The sequence below is a fragment of the Erwinia sp. GW821-FHT03D09 genome, from assembly GCF_059420805.1.
On the sequence record NZ_JBWKUK010000011.1, the window covers coordinates 1 to 17,163 of the forward strand.

The 17,163-nt window shown below is 53.4% G+C and carries 14 protein-coding genes and 1 pseudogene; 2 read left to right on the plus strand and 13 right to left on the minus strand.

Annotated elements, in window-relative coordinates:
• Positions 1-60: 60 nt before the first annotated feature.
• From AC07U6_RS12470 to AC07U6_RS12495, 6 genes are all read right to left on the minus strand, one after another.
• Positions 61-234, minus strand: coding sequence for a LysR substrate-binding domain-containing protein (locus tag AC07U6_RS12470; protein WP_494762486.1), 174 nt, complete (start codon positions 232-234; stop codon positions 61-63).
• The gene (locus AC07U6_RS12475) at positions 231-545 is read right to left on the minus strand and encodes a LysR substrate-binding domain-containing protein (RefSeq protein ID WP_494762485.1); all 315 of its coding nucleotides are present in this window, start codon (positions 543-545) and stop codon (positions 231-233) included. Before AC07U6_RS12475 ends, AC07U6_RS12470 begins: the two co-directional genes overlap by 4 nt.
• Before the next feature lie 577 nt (positions 546-1,122).
• Positions 1,123-1,752 (minus strand): hypothetical protein, encoded by a 630-nt coding sequence (locus AC07U6_RS12480; RefSeq protein WP_494762484.1) that lies wholly within the window; start codon positions 1,750-1,752, stop codon positions 1,123-1,125.
• A 4-nt stretch (positions 1,753-1,756) separates the two neighbouring features.
• Positions 1,757-4,009, minus strand: a complete 2,253-nt coding sequence (locus AC07U6_RS12485) for a M23 family metallopeptidase (protein ID WP_494762483.1) — start codon at positions 4,007-4,009, stop codon at positions 1,757-1,759.
• Between the two features lie 14 nt (positions 4,010-4,023).
• A complete protein-coding gene (locus AC07U6_RS12490) occupies positions 4,024-6,162 on the minus strand; it encodes a type VI secretion system Vgr family protein (protein ID WP_494762482.1) in 2,139 nt (712 codons plus the stop codon).
• Between the two features lie 509 nt (positions 6,163-6,671).
• Entirely contained in the window at positions 6,672-7,196 is a 525-nt protein-coding gene (locus AC07U6_RS12495) for a P-loop nucleotide/nucleoside kinase family protein (protein WP_494762481.1), read from the minus strand.
• Between the two features lie 553 nt (positions 7,197-7,749).
• Between AC07U6_RS12495 and AC07U6_RS12500 the strand changes: the two genes are divergently transcribed.
• A complete protein-coding gene (locus AC07U6_RS12500) occupies positions 7,750-8,733 on the plus strand; it encodes a DUF1852 domain-containing protein (protein WP_494762480.1) in 984 nt (327 codons plus the stop codon).
• A gap of 27 nt (positions 8,734-8,760) precedes the next feature.
• A complete protein-coding gene (locus tag AC07U6_RS12505; protein WP_494762479.1) occupies positions 8,761-9,789 on the plus strand; it encodes a methionine synthase in 1,029 nt (342 codons plus the stop codon).
• A 590-nt stretch (positions 9,790-10,379) separates the two neighbouring features.
• Here the strand turns inward: AC07U6_RS12505 and AC07U6_RS12510 are convergent.
• The 7 genes and pseudogenes from AC07U6_RS12510 to AC07U6_RS12540 all read right to left on the minus strand — a co-directional run.
• On the minus strand, positions 10,380-10,667 hold the full coding sequence (locus AC07U6_RS12510) for a type II toxin-antitoxin system RelE family toxin (protein WP_494762478.1): 288 nt from the start codon (positions 10,665-10,667) through the stop codon (positions 10,380-10,382).
• The gene (locus tag AC07U6_RS12515; RefSeq protein WP_200560824.1) at positions 10,664-10,915 is read right to left on the minus strand and encodes a type II toxin-antitoxin system Phd/YefM family antitoxin; all 252 of its coding nucleotides are present in this window, start codon (positions 10,913-10,915) and stop codon (positions 10,664-10,666) included. The genes AC07U6_RS12510 and AC07U6_RS12515 overlap by 4 nt, the downstream gene beginning before the upstream one ends.
• 478 nt (positions 10,916-11,393) lie before the next feature.
• Positions 11,394-12,839, minus strand: a complete 1,446-nt coding sequence (locus tag AC07U6_RS12520; protein ID WP_494762477.1) for an ABC transporter ATP-binding protein — start codon at positions 12,837-12,839, stop codon at positions 11,394-11,396.
• Positions 12,836-13,636, minus strand: a complete 801-nt coding sequence (locus tag AC07U6_RS12525) for an ABC transporter permease (RefSeq protein WP_494762476.1) — start codon at positions 13,634-13,636, stop codon at positions 12,836-12,838. Before AC07U6_RS12525 ends, AC07U6_RS12520 begins: the two co-directional genes overlap by 4 nt.
• Positions 13,633-14,568, minus strand: a complete 936-nt coding sequence (locus tag AC07U6_RS12530; protein ID WP_494762475.1) for an ABC transporter permease — start codon at positions 14,566-14,568, stop codon at positions 13,633-13,635. Before AC07U6_RS12530 ends, AC07U6_RS12525 begins: the two co-directional genes overlap by 4 nt.
• Complete coding sequence (locus tag AC07U6_RS12535; RefSeq protein WP_494762474.1) at positions 14,565-16,088, minus strand: ABC transporter substrate-binding protein; 1,524 nt, start codon at positions 16,086-16,088, stop codon at positions 14,565-14,567. The genes AC07U6_RS12530 and AC07U6_RS12535 overlap by 4 nt, the downstream gene beginning before the upstream one ends.
• A gap of 251 nt (positions 16,089-16,339) precedes the next feature.
• A pseudogene (locus AC07U6_RS12540) lies at positions 16,340-17,039 on the minus strand (family 4 glycosyl hydrolase); the annotation flags it as partial.
• Between the last annotated feature and the right edge of the window lie 124 nt (positions 17,040-17,163).

Consider the following 17,163-nt stretch of genomic DNA (forward strand, 5'->3'; position numbering starts at 1 on the left):
GTCGTAGCGAGCCATAGTTCAATGTGTTGTGGAAACAGGCAGTTACTATAGCTCAGGAGATTAAGGGACACAGCCTAATCTACCCTCTCGCAAATCATCAGCTATCAGCACTTCTGGCTGCATGATAATCCCCTGGCCATTTAGTGCCGCGCTGCGCAACGCCTCGCCGCGATTCACCGACAATACGATATTCACCGGACCGTGATTGACTTGTTTTCTTGATGAAGTGCTCATTCACTACCGGCAAGGGGATGAGCAAAACCCAGGCAGTGATGTCGGCTAAGCGCTTCAGACGTTGCCGGTGTCCCCGCTTCGCGCAGATAAGCGGGCGAAGCGCATACGAGCGACCGATAGGATGCCAGCGGGCGCGCAACCAGCGAGTTCAGGTTTTCCAGATCGCCGATTTTTATCATCACGTCGATGTTTTCCTCAGCCATGTCGATGGTCTTATCGCTCAACACCAAATCAAGGGTCAGTTCTGGCCAGCGGGTCAGGAACCGGGCCGTTACGGGCGAAAGTGCATGAACGCCAAAAGAGACGAGCAACGAATATTGCCCATAGACATCATAACCAATCCTACATGGAGATTAAGTGCAATATTTATGAAGTAATTTAACGTACTCATCTTTTGTCTGAATACCAGTGTCTTCATTTAAATTTTGCGTAGCTTCTTCATTTCATTGCTCATAGTCATTTATAAAGTTAATGACTGTCTGCTGAAGAGTCAGCTTGGCATTTGAACTCATTGTAAAAGCAGAGAAAGTTATCGACACAAATAACACGACTAGCAATTTTAAACTTTTCATATTTACTCCTTGATGGCATAATAATCGCCTTCTTGTTCTGTAAAATCGTTAAGCGCATACCAGGCGTGCTTAAAAGCAGGCCACCTGACGTCCTCAAACGCCATTCTCCCTGGCTTTATTCTTCGCGTAACTGAACCCCTCTAATATAGAGTTTACTCACTTAGCTCCATGCTCTCCATTGTTGAGGATGAGCATTTCCCCTAACTAATGCAATATTTGCAAAAACAAAAAAGTAAAATAATATATTTCATGACAACCCCTTATGATTTTGCCATGTCAATAGCACAAGGCTTCAGCATTGCAATTTTGTAAAATTTTAATTTTCATCAAATGAGATGGATTCAAGAAGCTTCAGTGTCTTTTTAGATAAATCGTCACCTGCATTCACTACAGCACTGTTTCCTGAACCACAAAGAGCGTTATTATTGTGAATCAAACAGAAATAAACACCTTCACCGACACTTCCGTCTTTAAATTTAGCTTTGCGGTTGATGGTCATAAACCCATTTGAATTTTTACTTTTCACCTTCACTAATGATAAATGATTAAGATCTCCATTTTTTATATATGTTTTATCAGGGGCTAGTTTCCAATCTTTGTTTTTATAATCGTAAATAATTTTATTGTCTGAACTGCTAACATTAACACCTTTATTGTTAATCTGCTGACTATCATACCCGGCTTCGAAAGCCTCCCCTGAATATAGACAGCTCCATTCAGATACAGGATATTTTTTCTCGAAATATTCGTCATCAGTTAATTTTTGATATTCATAATCACTGAAGTGTACATTACATGAATCAAAGCCAGATGATGAAGAAATATCAGCATTAGAATCAGATGACAGATTTCTAATTACTGATGGGCTTCCATCGCTAGCAGTAGTCGCAGAAGCCATAGCGAAAGAACTGATACTAAGAAAGAATGACATGCAAACTAATTTCATAACGTTATGTCCTATGCTTGTATCCTTCCGGAAAATTTACTACCAAACTACCGGAAGCATTCGGGAATTTATTTTCGGTTAAAATAGCAATGGCTACACCGTACGCACAACATCTCGAATCAAATCCATTGAGTGAGCGATGGTAAAGTGAACCGATTCGACCAGGCAAATTTACTGCTGCACTTGCTTCCCAAAAACTAGGGCTCCTATAGTAATATTTAACCCCAGCATTTGAGTTAACTGATACTCTTTCTAAAACATGCTCTTTATCAGCATATTTAGCCATTTTATTTTTAACCCAGTAAAAGCCGGCACTATCCGCAGCTAATATGCTAGATGAATCACTATTGCTAACGTCGTTTCTCAACTCAATAAACTCTGTTGAAAGCGTAGGGAAGTGACGATCTTGCAGTGTAGCATTAGATCTATTTCCAGGAAGCTGAGCTGCGATTGAAGCATAAGTATTAACCAGGCTTTGTCTAAGGGGTTCCTGAACAGCTTTCCCAATATATTTAAAATAATTCAAATAATTGTCTGGGTTAGTTAATTGGAGAAAACCTCGTCCATACCATGGTGCATACCAAAGATTGCTACCATTTCCCTCGTGAAGAGTACTTAGCCAACCCGTTTCTTGTATTGCATTTCCTAAAAAACATGCAATTCTAAATGAAGTGTTAATACAATACTTCCTCATTGCATAGTTCAAATTCGAAATTTGATTGCTTAAAATAGATCCGGACTCTCTTAAATTTGTATTAATCGCTTCCCAGGCATATCGATTTATACCGGACTGGCGAAGTGCATGGCTGGGTACTATTTGTTTCATTTCAGAAAAACTCAACCAACTACAGTTCCTTAAGTGGTTAATTATCGCCTTAGGCTCGAAATGCCACAGCCTTCCGCTACCGAGAGCTCCTGAATCAAAACACAGCGCCTCAGCGTGTTGCTTAAGCTTGCCATAATCCTCTTCACTCATAAGTACCCGGTCCTTCGTTTCCTGTGTTCCGGGAACCTGCCATATGGCCGTTTTTTCCGGCGTACACTGCTCCGAGGGCAGACCGGTCATCAGCCATTTATACCTGTCATCAATGGTGCTTTTTTCCCACTCGAACGGTAAACAGCAGATAAGCCTGTTGCTTTGAGCTTCGTACCTGCCCTCTTCCTGTAACTTTCTGACGATCGCCGAATTACACTGGCTGTGAGTATCTTTATCATCATCAACCAGCAGCCACCCTGTCCAGTGAGGAAAATCGGCATCGCTGAACTTTTTAATACCGGGATCGGCAAGATTGACCACCCCGTTTCCACCCGGATAACTGACCGTCATCCATAATGGCGCATCTGCCGGCACCAGTGTTTCATTTTCCGTATTGATTACCCGACCAAAACGAAGCAACTCAAATCCGGCGCTGGGGCTCTCCTTATAATTCCGCATCGCGGTTTTATAGAGGTTGTATTCGTAATCTTCACCATCGGCATTAACCAGCGGCTCGCCCAGCAGATCATATTTCCCGTCAACCTGCGTATTTTTTTGCCGGGTCACCACCGTACAACTGCCTTGCGCCAGGGTCATGCTGACATACAGAGGCGCATTACTGGTATAGCGTTCAGACATACCCGCTGTGGAAGTGCTGTTATCCGCCGGTGCCTTGTCGTAAAACGTTGTCCCTGCAGGCAGATAAAAATGAATATCACCGTAAACCGCATCGGTGCGACCATCTTTCGAAATATCCAGCTCCTTCGTTTTTCGGCCCGTCAGTTTACTGACGTTGTCATCATCGCAGAAAATCTGAAAGTGAAATTCATTCTGGCCGTCAGTCATTCCGCAAGAGCCTATCGGGTCTTTCCGGTAAATTTTGGCGTCAGCTTTTATCTCTGCTTCCAGAAAATTCAGATGCATATACAGAGAGTAAAAAACGACCTTACCGTCCTCTCCGGAACCTATTTCCGTCTCATGCTTCAGTAAAACATAGCCATCATCCGTTCCCCTGACAGGAGCATACTTCAGGGAGAACTGATCTCTTTTTTCTGGCGGGGACGGCTTGCGGAACGACACCACGGACCCGTCAGCGATTGCCCTCACTTTCTCCGGCGTTGTGCCTGCATCCGTATGCGATATATGGATGCCCCCATGCCAGGACTCTGATGCATTGAGAGGATATCCCCGGCGAGCATTGACTGGCATCATCGCTTCAATCCAGTCTGCGTCAGACTGAGTGGCATCTTTTGCTCTCAGGAACGGAGGACTGATAATCATATTGTGACTCCCTGTCAGAAAAAGCTGAAGTTACTGGAAGGTTCGGTGGTTTCAGGTGCCACATTCGGGAAATCTTTTGGCTCACTGGCCTTATCTTTTCGCCCGTAGTGCCCGGCTCTGGTCCGGTACTCCCCCTGAGTGGCAGACTCAATGCCATTCACATCAAGCGTGATATAGCTTCCGCCCCCGTTAATCGTGACTTTTTTCTTCGCAGTAATATGGATTTCATCTTCGGTGCTGGTGAAGCTGAGTTCGCCGCAGGCGATCAGCTCCATCAGGTCATTCTGTGCCTGTATTTTTACCGGCCCTTGATTCGCAATAAGTCTGATACCCATCTTGCGCGCAAACACGCTCAGGGCATTACCCACCCCGACAAACAGATTTTTCACCACGCTGACATCGGCATTTTTACCGGCCGTGGCAATCAGGTTCTGGCCTGCCGATACCTGCAGGTGCTGTCCGCTGGTCAGCGCAATCCCGTCCGGCGCACTCATCAGCAGTACTGATTTCTTAAGGTCCGTCAGCTGTTGTTCCAGCAGCTTAATCAGTGCCTGAAGGTCCGCCGGATTTGCCCTCGCCGTCAGAGCATCATCCGAAATAGCCGTCATCTGCTTCCGGGCCTCGCCCAGGTTACTCACCGCCGCCCCCATCTCCAGCACCTCGCCCTGTGCCTTCGCCTGGCCGTCCGCCGAGATAAATATCCCCTTCTGCGCCCGGATGGCGCCCCAGCTGTCGGTTCGCAGCTCAAAGCCTTCGCCCCGCTTCTGCCGCTCGCTGTCCACCAGGTGGCCGAGGTTCAGCTGGCTTTTACCGCCGTACTCCGTCGAGACCTTGATATGCTCTTTCCCGCGTTCATCGTCGAGGCGGATTTTGTTGTTTGACGGGGTGCGCAGCACGTTGCGTTTGTAGTTCTGGATAGTGACATGGTCACCGTGCGCCGAGTCGTGCAGCACCCCAGAAATGTACGGTCTGTCCGGGTTGCCGTCCTCAAAGCCAATCGCCACTTCGGTGCCCGCCAGCGGCGGCAGGTGCAGGCCGTAAGTGTCGCCGGCGTACGGGCGGGACTGGCGGCCCCACAGGCTCTCGAACCCGGTTTCCCAGTTATCGCGGTCAAACAGCATGTTGACGCGATAGCGGCCGTCTTTATCGATGTGGCCGTAGGTATCGTTCTCGGTGGTGCTCGTGACGCGTGCCGGCAGCGTCCCGGCCATCACGGGGCGTGAGCCAGGCTCAGGACGGAAACTGAAATCAGTGCTGTCCGGGATACCGTCGAACCTGACACCAAAATCTTCATCCCGCCGCGCATGGCTGTGCATCGCCGTGATAAGCACGCCGTCAGCAAACACCGCCGCCACTTCATAACCGCCGGTGACTTTCAGTACCTGGCCCGGTGACAGCGTCGGGCAGCTGGTGATGGCCTGCGTCCGGGTCTGGCCATTCATGTAGCGCTTATGATGGCTCTCCATGCCCCAGACCGAGTCTACCCCTTCCGAATGCTGGCCAGACGGAGGTACTGACGGCAGCGTCAGGCCTTTTTCATACCCCTGCTGGCCGTCGTAAAACTCCACGACGTCGATGTTCAGGCACGTATCAGTGGTAAAGCGGAACCAAATGCCCACCTCGCCCAGCAGACGGGTAATAAAGTGCAGGTCATCCTCGCCGTACTGCATCACCTGCTCACGGCGCGGGTACTCTTTTGAGAGTGAGAACAGAAAATCCTGACCGCGCATGTTGTGACGCTCGCGCAGAATTTTTTCCACGATTTGCGGCACCGACATGTCCTGATAAATGGCGTTCTGATGCGAACGGTCAAACAGCGCCAGGCGTGGCTGGAGCGTCAGGGCATAGTGGGTTTCATCTTTTGAAGTGCTGAGTCGGTCAAAGCCCGTGACCACGCCCTGAATCATCCGCACCGGCTGCTTAATCCCCCAGCCCTGATCCACCGGGGCCTGTAACGTCAGTGAAGCCGGTTTCAGCAGCATGGCCTCTTTGCTGATAGCATGCTCGCTGCTGGTGAACTCAATGTGGTAGCTGAACGGCTGGCTTAGCGCCTCCCGACCAGCAAAGACCAGGACATCCAGATCCGCATCGCTGCCGCGTACCGCCAGCAGGTGGTGGCTGTGGCTGAATTTTATCGCGGGGTTAGTGCTCATATGTGTACGCTCCTTGTCGCTGGCCTCACTCCTGCCCGGCCCCCACTTTTCACGCCATCCCGGTGAAAGTGACTTCAGTTTTTGTGGCCATGCGGGCCAGCGGCTGCTGTCCCGTTATCGGCAAAATCTGTTGGCTGGCAGGCTGTCGATCCTGTTTGGTCATCCATGTTGGAAAGAAAGAAATTTTACGCCTGGTTTTACTCAGCAAAAGACAGCGCGTAATTCAGAAACTGAGATTATTCCTAAAAAAATTACTCTTTCCAATAACGCATTTGAACCGAAATATAGTACCAGGAGATATTCAAAAGTTTAAAAACAGACCGGCCATGTTGACACGGAATTAACATCTGAAAAATACACTAACCATCCAAACCCATCTTCATTCGCTCATTTAATCTGTAATACTCATTATATTTTTCGATATTTCCTGAATATTATTTCCCTAAAGGACGAACACCTCACCAGCATTCTAAAATTAGTTAGCTACCCAAGGTTTACACCTTATATCGTCAGGGAATGCTAATATCCCAACAATCCCTGACGCTCACATCCTCACCGGCAAACTCAGCAAACCCTTCAATGCTTTTCCCGGTGCATAGCGCCAGCCCGCCGCATGCGGCTTTGATCGCCACGGCAACCCGCACGACGACCTGTTCCGTTGCGTATATGTCATCAGAGACATTCAGATAGTGCAGCCGATTATCTGCACCGGATGCCTCAACAATGCCCATCATCCAGTCGCGATTCGCCCGGGTATTTGCCGGAAAATCCAGAACCACCGAAACGCTGCTCTGAAGCAAGGAAACCAGATGCGGCTTCATCGCCCCTTTGAGCTTAGCGGCGCAGCGCACGTAATCGGCAACAGACTGCGTTTCCTCGGCATAAAGCGCAGCAAGCCAGAGATTTTCACTGAGGGTGATGGTACCGGGAGAGGCGGATAGTTTGTCCGCAAGGGTAGATTTGCCCGAGGCGATTTTTCCACACAGCAGGTGGAGCGTAGCTTTTGCTGTCTTTGCTGGCGTGTTGCTGTTCATGTCTGACCTCACTGGTTTGTTACCGGTAAGGCCCGCCTTACCGGCGGGAAAATGACGCGTGCTATCCCACCTGGGTAAAGGAGGTGATAATAATGATCGCTGAGGGGGATGACGCTGAGCAAGTATTGTTCATCGTTTTAACCTGGCAGAGCGTGAGGGAAAAAGCAGCGGGTTTTTGAGACTGCAACTCAGAAACATGCAGGCAATCGGGGCTGGGCGGATAAACAGGCCAACGAGCACATGGACGTGCGAGGCCGAGCGGACAGGGACGTGGCAGCGGGTCCGCGTTCCGGCCAACCATGATACTCCAGGCGTGAAGAGTGAAGCCAGACGTTGAACCTGCAACAGGTTCAGAACCTCATCCCCCACACGTTCATGAAATTCCTTCATGTTCGGTGAAATTAAATCACTTTTCCTCACACAAATAATCTGGCATAAAATATGCATTAATTACTATAGACAATCATGAAGATTGATGAAGCGAAAAGCCAGAAGAACATTGCAAATTTGAGAAGGCAATAAATCAATTCAGAAATCAAGACGGCAGGTTACCATGACTCAAGAATTTAATTTTTCGATTAAAAAAACGCGTTTCGATGAGAACTATAATCCATCCGAAAATACGCGCATCACCACCAACTTTGCTAACCTGGCCCGCGGTGAAACCCGCCAGCAAAACCTGCGTAATGCCCTGGTGATGATGAATAATCGCCTCAATAACCTGGCACACTGGGACAACCCCAAAAACGATCGTTACGCTATCGAACTTGATATTATTTCGGTTGACTTGAATATTACTGGCGAAAACCACACCAGTGCGTTCCCGGTGATTGAAATTTTAAAAACCAATATCATTGATAAAGAAACCAACGAACGTATTGAAGGTATTGTCGGCAATAATTTCTCTTCCTACGTTCGTGATTATGATTTCAGCGTGCTGCTGTCAGAGTATAATAAAGGTAAAACCGAATTCAGCACGCCGGAGAATTTCGGCGATCTGCACGGCAACATCTTTAAATGCTTCGTGAAGTCAGAAACGTATAAAGCGCACTTCGCCAAGCAGCCGGTTATCTGCCTGAGTGTCTCCAGTAAAAATGTCTATAAACGCACTGGAAATGTCCATCCTGTACTGGGTATCGAATATCAGCAGGACGAACCGTCCCTGACCGATGACTATTTCGCCAAGATGGGCTTACGTGCGCGTTACTTTATGCCTGCCAACAGCGTTGCACCGCTGGCCTTCTACTTCACCGGTGACCTGCTGAGCGATTACACCAGTCTGGAGCTGATTGCGACCATCAGCACGATGGAAACGTTCCAGAAGATCTACCGTCCTGAGATTTACAATGCGAATTCTGCAGCCGGCCAGTGCTATCAGCCTAGCCTGAATCATCAGGATCACTCATTAACTCTGATTGTTTACGATCGAGTAGAACGTAGCCAGCTAGCCGTTGAACAGGGCAAGTTCACCGAGCTGCACTTTATTAAACCTTATCAGGCCGTTCTTGAAGAATGGACAGCTGATTACGCTATTTGATCCACCAAATCTATAAGGTCATGTTTTATGAAAATTTTGTTACCGACATCTACCGCTGGCAGCTTACCGAAACCTTCATGGCTGGCACAGCCGGAGACGCTTTGGTCACCGTGGAAATTAGAAGGCGATGAGTTAATAGCGGGCAAACAGGATGCTTTACGTCTGACGCTGGATAACCAGATCCGTGCGGGGATTGATATCGTCAGCGACGGCGAGCAGAGTCGCCAGCACTTTGTTACCACCTTTATTGAACACCTGAGCGGCGTGGATTTCGAGAAGCGTGAAATCGTCCGTATCCGTAATCGTTACGATGCCAGCGTGCCGTCGGTGATTGGTGAAGTCGTGCGTAAAAAGCCGGTTTTCGTTGAAGATGCGAAGTTTTTACGTCAGTTGACCGATAAACCGATCAAATGGGCCCTGCCGGGACCGATGACCATGATCGATACGCTGTATGATGGTCACTATAAAAGTCGTGAAAAGCTCGCCTGGGAATTCGCTAAGATCCTGAACCAGGAAGCGAAAGAACTGGAAGCTGCCGGCGTTGATATCATCCAGTTCGATGAGCCTGCGTTTAACGTCTTCTTTGACGAGGTGAATGACTGGGGTATTGCAGCCCTGGAGCGCGCCGTTGAAGGACTGAAATGCGAAACCGCCGTGCATATCTGTTACGGCTATGGCATCAAAGCGAACACCGACTGGAAAAAGACGCTGGGTACCGAATGGCGCCAGTATGAAGAAGTCTTCCCGAAACTGCAGAAATCGAGCATCGACATCGTTTCACTGGAGTGCATGAACTCCCGCGTACCGATGGACCTTATTGAATTGATTCGCGGTAAAAAAGTGATGGTCGGCGCGATCGATGTGGCAACCAATGCCATTGAAACGCCGGAAGCCGTCGCCGATGTGCTGCGTAAAGCTCTGCAGTTTGTGGATGCCGATAAGCTTTATCCATCAACCAACTGCGGTATGACGCCGTTATCCCGTCAGGTTGCGACCGGCAAGCTGCAGGCTCTGAGTGCCGGTGCAGAAATCGTTCGTAAAGAGCTTTCTGCCTGATAATCGGATTGTTCACGCACAGGGATGTGCCGCCTAAGGCGTTCGCTATTTTCGCTGTGGAATCGGTGAACCTGGTGAGCGTTTCGGGCAGATCGCCGGGTCGCCGTGAATCCTCCCTGGAGGCTTGGCTGCCGCATCCCTGCGGCAGACACCCGGCTAACCTGTCCCGTCACGTTCTCCCCTTTCAGACCATCGTGTTGCTGCCTAAAAGTAGCCACTAAACGTGCATATTCGCATCTTCAAACTATTAAGAAATACCGTTCCCAGGCCACAACATTAAATCAGTTCAGCTATAGCTAAATAGTGTTGCTCCGGCAGCAACGCCAAAGCATGCAGGCAATCGGGGCTGAACGGATAAGCGGACCGTCCGAGCACATGGAAGTTTGAGGCCGAGCGGAAAGGGACGTGACAGCGGGTCCGCGTTCCGGCCAGCCCCGATAAGCCAGACGCGGAAACTACAGCGACTCTCCCCGAGCACCGACACCTGGCAGCAAATCCGCCTATCCGACCAGCCCGGATAAGTCAGGCGCAGAACCAGAGACGGCTGGATCAGTGACTCTGACGTTATCAATATCTGTTAATTCAGCCGACTATCTCAATCGTTCACTGGCCAGATTATAAACCTCACTACGTTCTCGTTTACCCACCGCGACAACGGCGATAATGACTTTATCGTCGATTACCTGATACACCAGACGAAAACCCGACGAGCGAAGTTTAATTTTATAACAATCTTTTACGCCACGAAGTTTGGCCGAGGGAATATGTGGATTATCACAGCATTTCTTCAGCTTCTTAGCAAACTGCTGTTGAACGGTCTTATCCAGCTTTTGCCACTCTTTCAGCGCATCTTCCCTGAATTTAACCGTATACCTCATAGGTAACTGTCCAGATCCACATCAATCAGGGGCTGATTGCTACGCTCACTCACCATTTTTACCAGCTCATTATCGTCGAGTGCTTCGAGTATTTTCTCGTATAGTTCCGCAGGCACGCAGTAAAAAGCGGGTTGATTGCGATTTAAAATAGCAACCGGGTAACCCTCTCCTGCGTTAACTGTTGCCATTGGATTCTTCTTCAGCTCACTAACGCTGGCACTGGTGTCGCTTAGAATAAGGTGTGGCATGGGAATACCTTTCGAGACTATTTAACAGGTCTTTAAAGTACAAAATAAAAGACTGGTTAACAAGTACCGGATTGGCTGTTTTCGCGGCAAGATCCGTGGTGAGGCGACTGTTTCGAGCAGATCGCGGCAGGTTCTGTTGACGGGGCTACCGTTTCGGGCAGATCGCCGGGTCGCCGTGAATCCTCCATGGAGGCTTGGCTGCCGCATCCCTGCGGCAGACACCCGGCTAACCTGACCCGTCACGCTCTCCCCTTTCAGACCATCGTGTTGCTGCCATCTCACTTAAACTTTTCAGCAGCAATGCCAAAAGAGGCAGGTAATCGGGGCTGAACGGATAAGCGGACCGTCCGAGCACATGGAAGTTTGAGGCCGAGCGGACGGGAATATGTCCACGGGTCCGCGTTCCGGCCAGACGCAGAACCCTGTAGCGATTTAATCTTCCACCGATAAGCCGATCGCTGACTCTGAAACGGCTGGATCAGCCCCCCACCCCACTCAACGCCACCGCAGACTGACTCATATCCTGAACCTGCCCTTCACCACCAAAACGAATCCTCCGATGGCTAATCCGATCGATCAACGTCTCATCGTGACTCACCACCAGCAGCGCGCAGTTCTGCTCCGCCGCCACTTCCACCATCAGCTCCACCGTCTGCTGCTGGGTCAGCACATCAAGACGTGAGGTGGGTTCGTCAGCAAACAGAAATACCGGATCAAGCAACAGCACGCGCAGCAAAGCAAAGCGCTGAAGTTCACCGCCGGAAATCTCACCGGGCAAACGCTCCAACAGCACAGGCTGCAACTTTAGTCGCGCCATCAGCGGTGCAATACGCCCGGCATCCAGCTTATGGTGGCGTACCACATCCGCCAGCGCCTGGCGCAGCGTCACCCGGGGGGCAAAGGCCGATGGCGGGTCCTGGAAGATTTTCTGATACTTCACCGCTGCCAGCTGACGATCGCGCTGAACCTCACCGCTGTCGGCGGCCAGCAGACCGAGCAGAATATCGCCAAAGCTGCTTTTACCGCAGCCGCTCGGCCCGGTAATGCCAATCACCTCTCCGGCATGTACCCTCAGCGACTGCCCGGAAAAAAGCGGCCTGCCGCCACGCGTTTTGCTCAGGTTTGTTGCCTCCAGGACCACTTTCCCGCCGTGCGGCCGGTGCTCCCGCAGCGGCCAGCGGCTCGGATCGGCGGCCAGCAGCTGGCGGGTATACGGATGTTGCGGATGATTCAGCACCTGCTCCGCCCTGCCGCGTTCGATAATTTTACCGTGCAGCATCACCGCCACCTCACCGCCAATCTGCCGTGCCAGTTCAATATCGTGGGTGATGGTGAACAGCCCACCGCCCGCCCGAACTTCCTGCATCAGCAGCGCAATGACCTCATCGCGGCGGGCCACGTCCAGCCCCTTCGTCGGTTCATCCGCAACGATAATCTGCGCGCCGCCCGCCCGCGCGGCGGCGAAAGCCACCCGCTGGGCCATGCCGCCGGACAGCGCCTGCGGCAGGCGCGAAGCCGCATGGCCGACGCCCAGCGCTTCCAAATCGTCCCTTGCCGCCCGCAGCGCCGGGCGTTTTTCCATACCGCGCACGTAGCGATAACCTTCCGCAACCTGCTGTTCGGCCCGCATGGTCGGATCAAGCGCCAGCCACGGCTCCTGCGGCAGAACGCCCAGCCGGTGCCCCCACAGCGCCATCGCCGGGCGGCTGGCGAGGTCATGCGCTTCGCCATCAACACGCAGCCTGCCGCTGCCAGCCAGCCCGGCCGGCAGCGTACCAATAACGGCCTGAGCCAGCAGGCTCTTCCCCGATCCGGTTTCGCCCAACAGGGTAAACGGTTCACCGGGGTTCAGCACAAATGACAGCGGTTCAACCACCACGCCGTCACCGCTGACTGCGGCATTTTCAATCTCCAGCAGGCTCATGACTTCTCCTTCCCTGCCAGCAGCAGCAGGCTTAACACCAGTAAAAATACCACCGCCACCGGCTGCAGCAGCGCGTATGGCGCTTCATCATAATACGGCAGCATTTCGGTCATCATCAGCCCCAGCTCCGGGGTGGGCGGGCGCACGCCAACGCTGACAAAGCCCAGCGCGGCAATCGCCATAATCGCGCTGGCGGCACCAAATGCCCCGACGGTCAGCACCATCGGGGCCATTTCCGGCCACAGGTGGCGGCGGAATATCGTCCACGGACCGAAGCCCAGCAGCTGTGATGCCTGCACCGCCGGGGAGTTCAGTATCGGCCTGGCAATCGCGCGGCTCAGGCGAAAATACTCCACCCACAGCAGCAGCGAGATGCCGACATACAGCATCAGCGCCGAATCCGGCACCAGCGCGGTAAGCAGCAGAACCAGCAGCAGCCCCGGCAGCGCAAGAAACGTATCCGACAGCAGACCGATGCCGCGATCGACTATTCCGCCCCGCCACGCCGCCAGCACGCCCAGCAGGATGCCGGGGATCATCGCACTCAGTACGCTGACCAGCGCCAGACCCAGCGACAGCCGAATAGCCGACGTCAGTCGGGCAAACAGCGAGCGGCCAAGGTGATCGTAGCCAAACGGCGCCTGCCATTCCGGCCACTGTAGCGCCAGCATCAGCTGCTGACGCACCGGGTCCTGTGGCCAGATTAACGGCAGGACAAAAGCAAAGATCAGCAGGAGCAGGAGGATCGCTGCCCCAGCCAGCTGAGCGCGTGAGGCTTTTCGTAATAGCGTTATCATGCGGTTTTTCTCCGTGGGTCCAGCAGGTAGCACAGGCCGTCACTCAACGCATTAAGCAACACAAACATCAGCCCCATAATCAGCGCGGTCCCCTGAATCATCGGCACGTCGCGGTGGAAAATGGCATGCACCAGCGCGTGACCAATTCCGGGCCAGGCGAACAGGGTTTCCACCACGATCACCCCTTCAACCAGATAGATAAACTGCACGCTCAGATAAGTGACCACCGGTACGCTGACGTTGCGCAGGCCGTGCCGCCAGAACAGCGTTCCCGGCTTCAGGCCTTTGGTGCGGCCAAAGCGATACCACTGTGATTCCGTCACCTGACGCATCGCGTTACGCGCCACCCGGCTGGAAACCGCAGCCAGCCCCAGCGCCAGCGTCAGCGCGGGCAGCAGCACGTGCTCAGCATCGCCATATCCGGCGGCGGGCAGCAGGCCAAGCCCCAGCGCGAAGATCAAGACCAGGATCAGCCCCAGTACAAAATGCGGCAGCGCGCGCAGCGTGGTGGAGATCGCCAGCAGCAGGCGATCCAGCCTGCCGCCGGAAGACAGCCCGGCAATAATGCCCAGCGGTGGACCCATCAGCAGCGACAGCAGCAGGGCCACCGCCGCCAGCTGCATCGTCTGCCCCAGCTGATGGGCAATCTCGCCCATCACCGGCTCGCCGGAGACCAGCGAATTGCCAGGATTAAAGCGCAGCAGCTGCATAAACCAGTCGGCCAGCGCCTGCCAGGCCGGGCGATCCAGCCCCAGCTCCTGCTGTACGGCCTGCGCGGCAGCGGCATCGACGCGGTCATAGCCGTAGCGCCCGGCGGCGATACGATAGGCAACATCGCCGGGCAGCATGCGCATCAGCACAAACGTGAGTCCGCCAACAAGCAGCGCCACCAGTCCGGCCTGCAGCAGACGAAAGCCAAGCAGGCGGATCATTCACGCCACCTCATTTTTTCCAGCCCGAAGGTGCGTTCAAACGGATCGAGGGCTGCCCCGCTCAGGCGCGATGACACCGCCGCCGTTTGCTGGTACCACGCTACCGGGATAGTCGGCAGCTCGGTTTGCAGAATGCGCGTCAGCCGCTGACGTTCTGCTTCGCTGTCTTGCGGATTGCTGCCGCGCACCAGCTGGGCCAGAGTGTGATTGAAAGTGGCGTCAGACCAGTTCATCGCGCCCCAGTCGCCGCCCTGCGGCGGGTAATCCTGTAGCAGCGTGCCGAGCGGGTCCGGCGTCAGGGCGAAGTTACGCGCCACCAGTCCCAGCTCCATTGAACCATCGTGATGTTTTAAGGCGATTTCGCCGGAATTGGTCGAGTTGATGGTCAACTGCACGCCGATTTCGCGCAGCTGCTGCTGGATCGCGGCGGCAATCAGCGGCAGTTCCGGGCGATCGGGATAGGTGGTCAGCGTCAGCGAGAACGGTTTACCGTCGCGCTGCAGGATGCCGTCAGCGCCCGGCTGCCAGCCCAGCTGCGCCAGCACTTCGCGTGCCCGGGCAGCATCGGTGGTCAGCGGTGCCAGGCTGGCGTTATGCCACTGCGCCACCGACGGCGGGAACAGCTGACCGGCCGCTGCCGGATAACGCAGAATAGCGCGGGCAATCCCTTCGCGATCGATCGCCAGGCTCAGCGCCTGCCGCACGCGGACATCGTTCAGCAGCGGATGCCCGGCGTTGACTTTCACCAACACGGTACGCGGAATCGACACCGCCAGCACGATCAGCTTAGGATTTTTCTTCAGTCTGGCGCGGCTGGCGGGATCGAGGTTAAACACCATATCGGCATCGCCGCTCTCGGCCATCAGCGCGCGGGTTTCCGCACGCCCCGCCGACATATAGCTGGCCTGTTCAATGACCGGTTTATCGCCCCAGTAGCCGTCATAACGGCTGACGGTCAGCTTCTGCGGCGCCTGTAATGAGGTCAGGCGGTACGGTCCGCTGCCGATCACCTGCACCACTTTATGTTCGGCGTTATAGGATGCAGGCGCAAGGATCTGCGCGCGGTTCTCGGTCAGCAGGCCCAGCAGCGGAGTAAACGGCTGGCTGAGGTCAATCACCACCTCTCCGGCATCGGCGCGAATGGCGGTAATCGGTGCCTTATCCAGCAGTCCCGGCTGGCTGCGCGCCACTTCCAGCGCGTTGACCACGCTGTCGGCGGTCAGCGGGCTTCCGTCGTGAAAGGTGACGCCGGAACGCAGAGTGAAGCGCCACGTCAGGCCATCGTCGCTGACCTTCCAGCTACTGGCCAGGCCCGGCAGCGGTTTCCCGGCAGCATCGGCATTAATCAGCGTTTCAACGATGGACATTTTCAGGAAGATGTCGCCAGAAAGCGTGGGATCGGTGCCTTTAATTTCAAACGGGGCGACCAGCTTCGCCACGCGCGGAGCTTCCGCGAAGACACCCGCCGAAGTAGCGGTCAGCATCAGCGCCAGCAGCGGCGATAAAACAGTTTTGCGCATCAGAATATCAATCCTTAATCCAGAGAAAATGGAACAGCGCAGACAAACGCCTGCGCCGAGATGATATTTGTTACTTTATAACATTACAATTGGAAATCAACGGTTACATTTCACCACGCTGATTCAGCTGCGTGGCACCTCCACCGCGCTGGCCGGGGGGAGTTATCGCCCGTCGTTAGGGATGTCACGGTGCCCGCCGGGTAATCTCCTGCCGAAGCGTCATACAGCGGCGTGGTTACGCTGGCGTGGCCATCATACTTCTGCTGCAGCGCGAGGGAGCGGCGTTTAATTTCCGGGTAGAGATCTTCCCCATAGCGGGTGATGTTCAATAGCCAGGCCATATGGTTGATCCCGGCGATTTGCCATTTCACCCCCTCGGTAGACATATCCACGGATTTCAGCAGCGTTTCGGCGCAGACCTGCACGCTGTGGCACAGGCCAACGGTTTTGATGCCGGTGTGCTGGAGCATCGCGTCGGCCAGCGAGGCCATCGGGTTGGTGTAGTTCAGCAGCCACGCATCCGGGCAGACCGCTTCCATATCTCGTGCGAAGTCCATCATCACCGGGATGGTGCGCAGCGCACGGAAGATGCCGCCAATGCCCAGCGTGTCGGCGATGGTCTGCCGCAGGCCAAATTTTTTGGCAATCTCAAAGTCGGTAATGGTGCAGGGGATCGTAGCCGCCCACCTGGATGGCATTAATGACGTAGCCTGCACCGCGAAGCGCATTGCGCCACTGCTCCACGCCGGAATATTTCTCAATCCGCGCCTTTCCCTGGCAAAGATTGGCGTTGAGGTTATTTAGCATTCTCCAGGAGTCGTCCAGACGCTGAGCGTCGATATCATAAAGGGCGATTTCCACCTGTTGCAGCGCCGGAGTGGCAAGAATATCGCCGAGCACATTTTTCGCAAATACCGTACTGCCCGCACCCAAAAAGGTAATCTTCATTATCGGTTCCTTGTTACATCATGAGGGGAAGTCGCCCTCAACTCCAGACAAGCTGATGGCGGCTTCCTATGTCATTTTTTGACATTAATATGGTGAAAAATGACCGCCGAAATGAAGTGTAATCCGG

Coding starts and splice junctions, on each gene's coding strand:
- AC07U6_RS12470 (WP_494762486.1), bottom strand. CDS start 234: ATGAGCACTTCATCAAGAAAACAAGTCAATCACGGTCCGGTGAATATC.
- AC07U6_RS12480 (WP_494762484.1), bottom strand. CDS start 1,752: ATGAAATTAGTTTGCATGTCATTCTTTCTTAGTATCAGTTCTTTCGCT.
- AC07U6_RS12485 (WP_494762483.1), bottom strand. CDS start 4,009: ATGATTATCAGTCCTCCGTTCCTGAGAGCAAAAGATGCCACTCAGTCT.
- AC07U6_RS12490 (WP_494762482.1), bottom strand. CDS start 6,162: ATGAGCACTAACCCCGCGATAAAATTCAGCCACAGCCACCACCTGCTG.
- AC07U6_RS12495 (WP_494762481.1), bottom strand. CDS start 7,196: ATGAACAGCAACACGCCAGCAAAGACAGCAAAAGCTACGCTCCACCTG.
- AC07U6_RS12500 (WP_494762480.1), top strand. CDS start 7,750: ATGACTCAAGAATTTAATTTTTCGATTAAAAAAACGCGTTTCGATGAG.
- AC07U6_RS12505 (WP_494762479.1), top strand. CDS start 8,761: ATGAAAATTTTGTTACCGACATCTACCGCTGGCAGCTTACCGAAACCT.
- AC07U6_RS12510 (WP_494762478.1), bottom strand. CDS start 10,667: ATGAGGTATACGGTTAAATTCAGGGAAGATGCGCTGAAAGAGTGGCAA.
- AC07U6_RS12515 (WP_200560824.1), bottom strand. CDS start 10,915: ATGCCACACCTTATTCTAAGCGACACCAGTGCCAGCGTTAGTGAGCTG.
- AC07U6_RS12520 (WP_494762477.1), bottom strand. CDS start 12,839: ATGAGCCTGCTGGAGATTGAAAATGCCGCAGTCAGCGGTGACGGCGTG.
- AC07U6_RS12525 (WP_494762476.1), bottom strand. CDS start 13,636: ATGATAACGCTATTACGAAAAGCCTCACGCGCTCAGCTGGCTGGGGCA.
- AC07U6_RS12530 (WP_494762475.1), bottom strand. CDS start 14,568: ATGATCCGCCTGCTTGGCTTTCGTCTGCTGCAGGCCGGACTGGTGGCG.
- AC07U6_RS12535 (WP_494762474.1), bottom strand. CDS start 16,088: ATGCGCAAAACTGTTTTATCGCCGCTGCTGGCGCTGATGCTGACCGCT.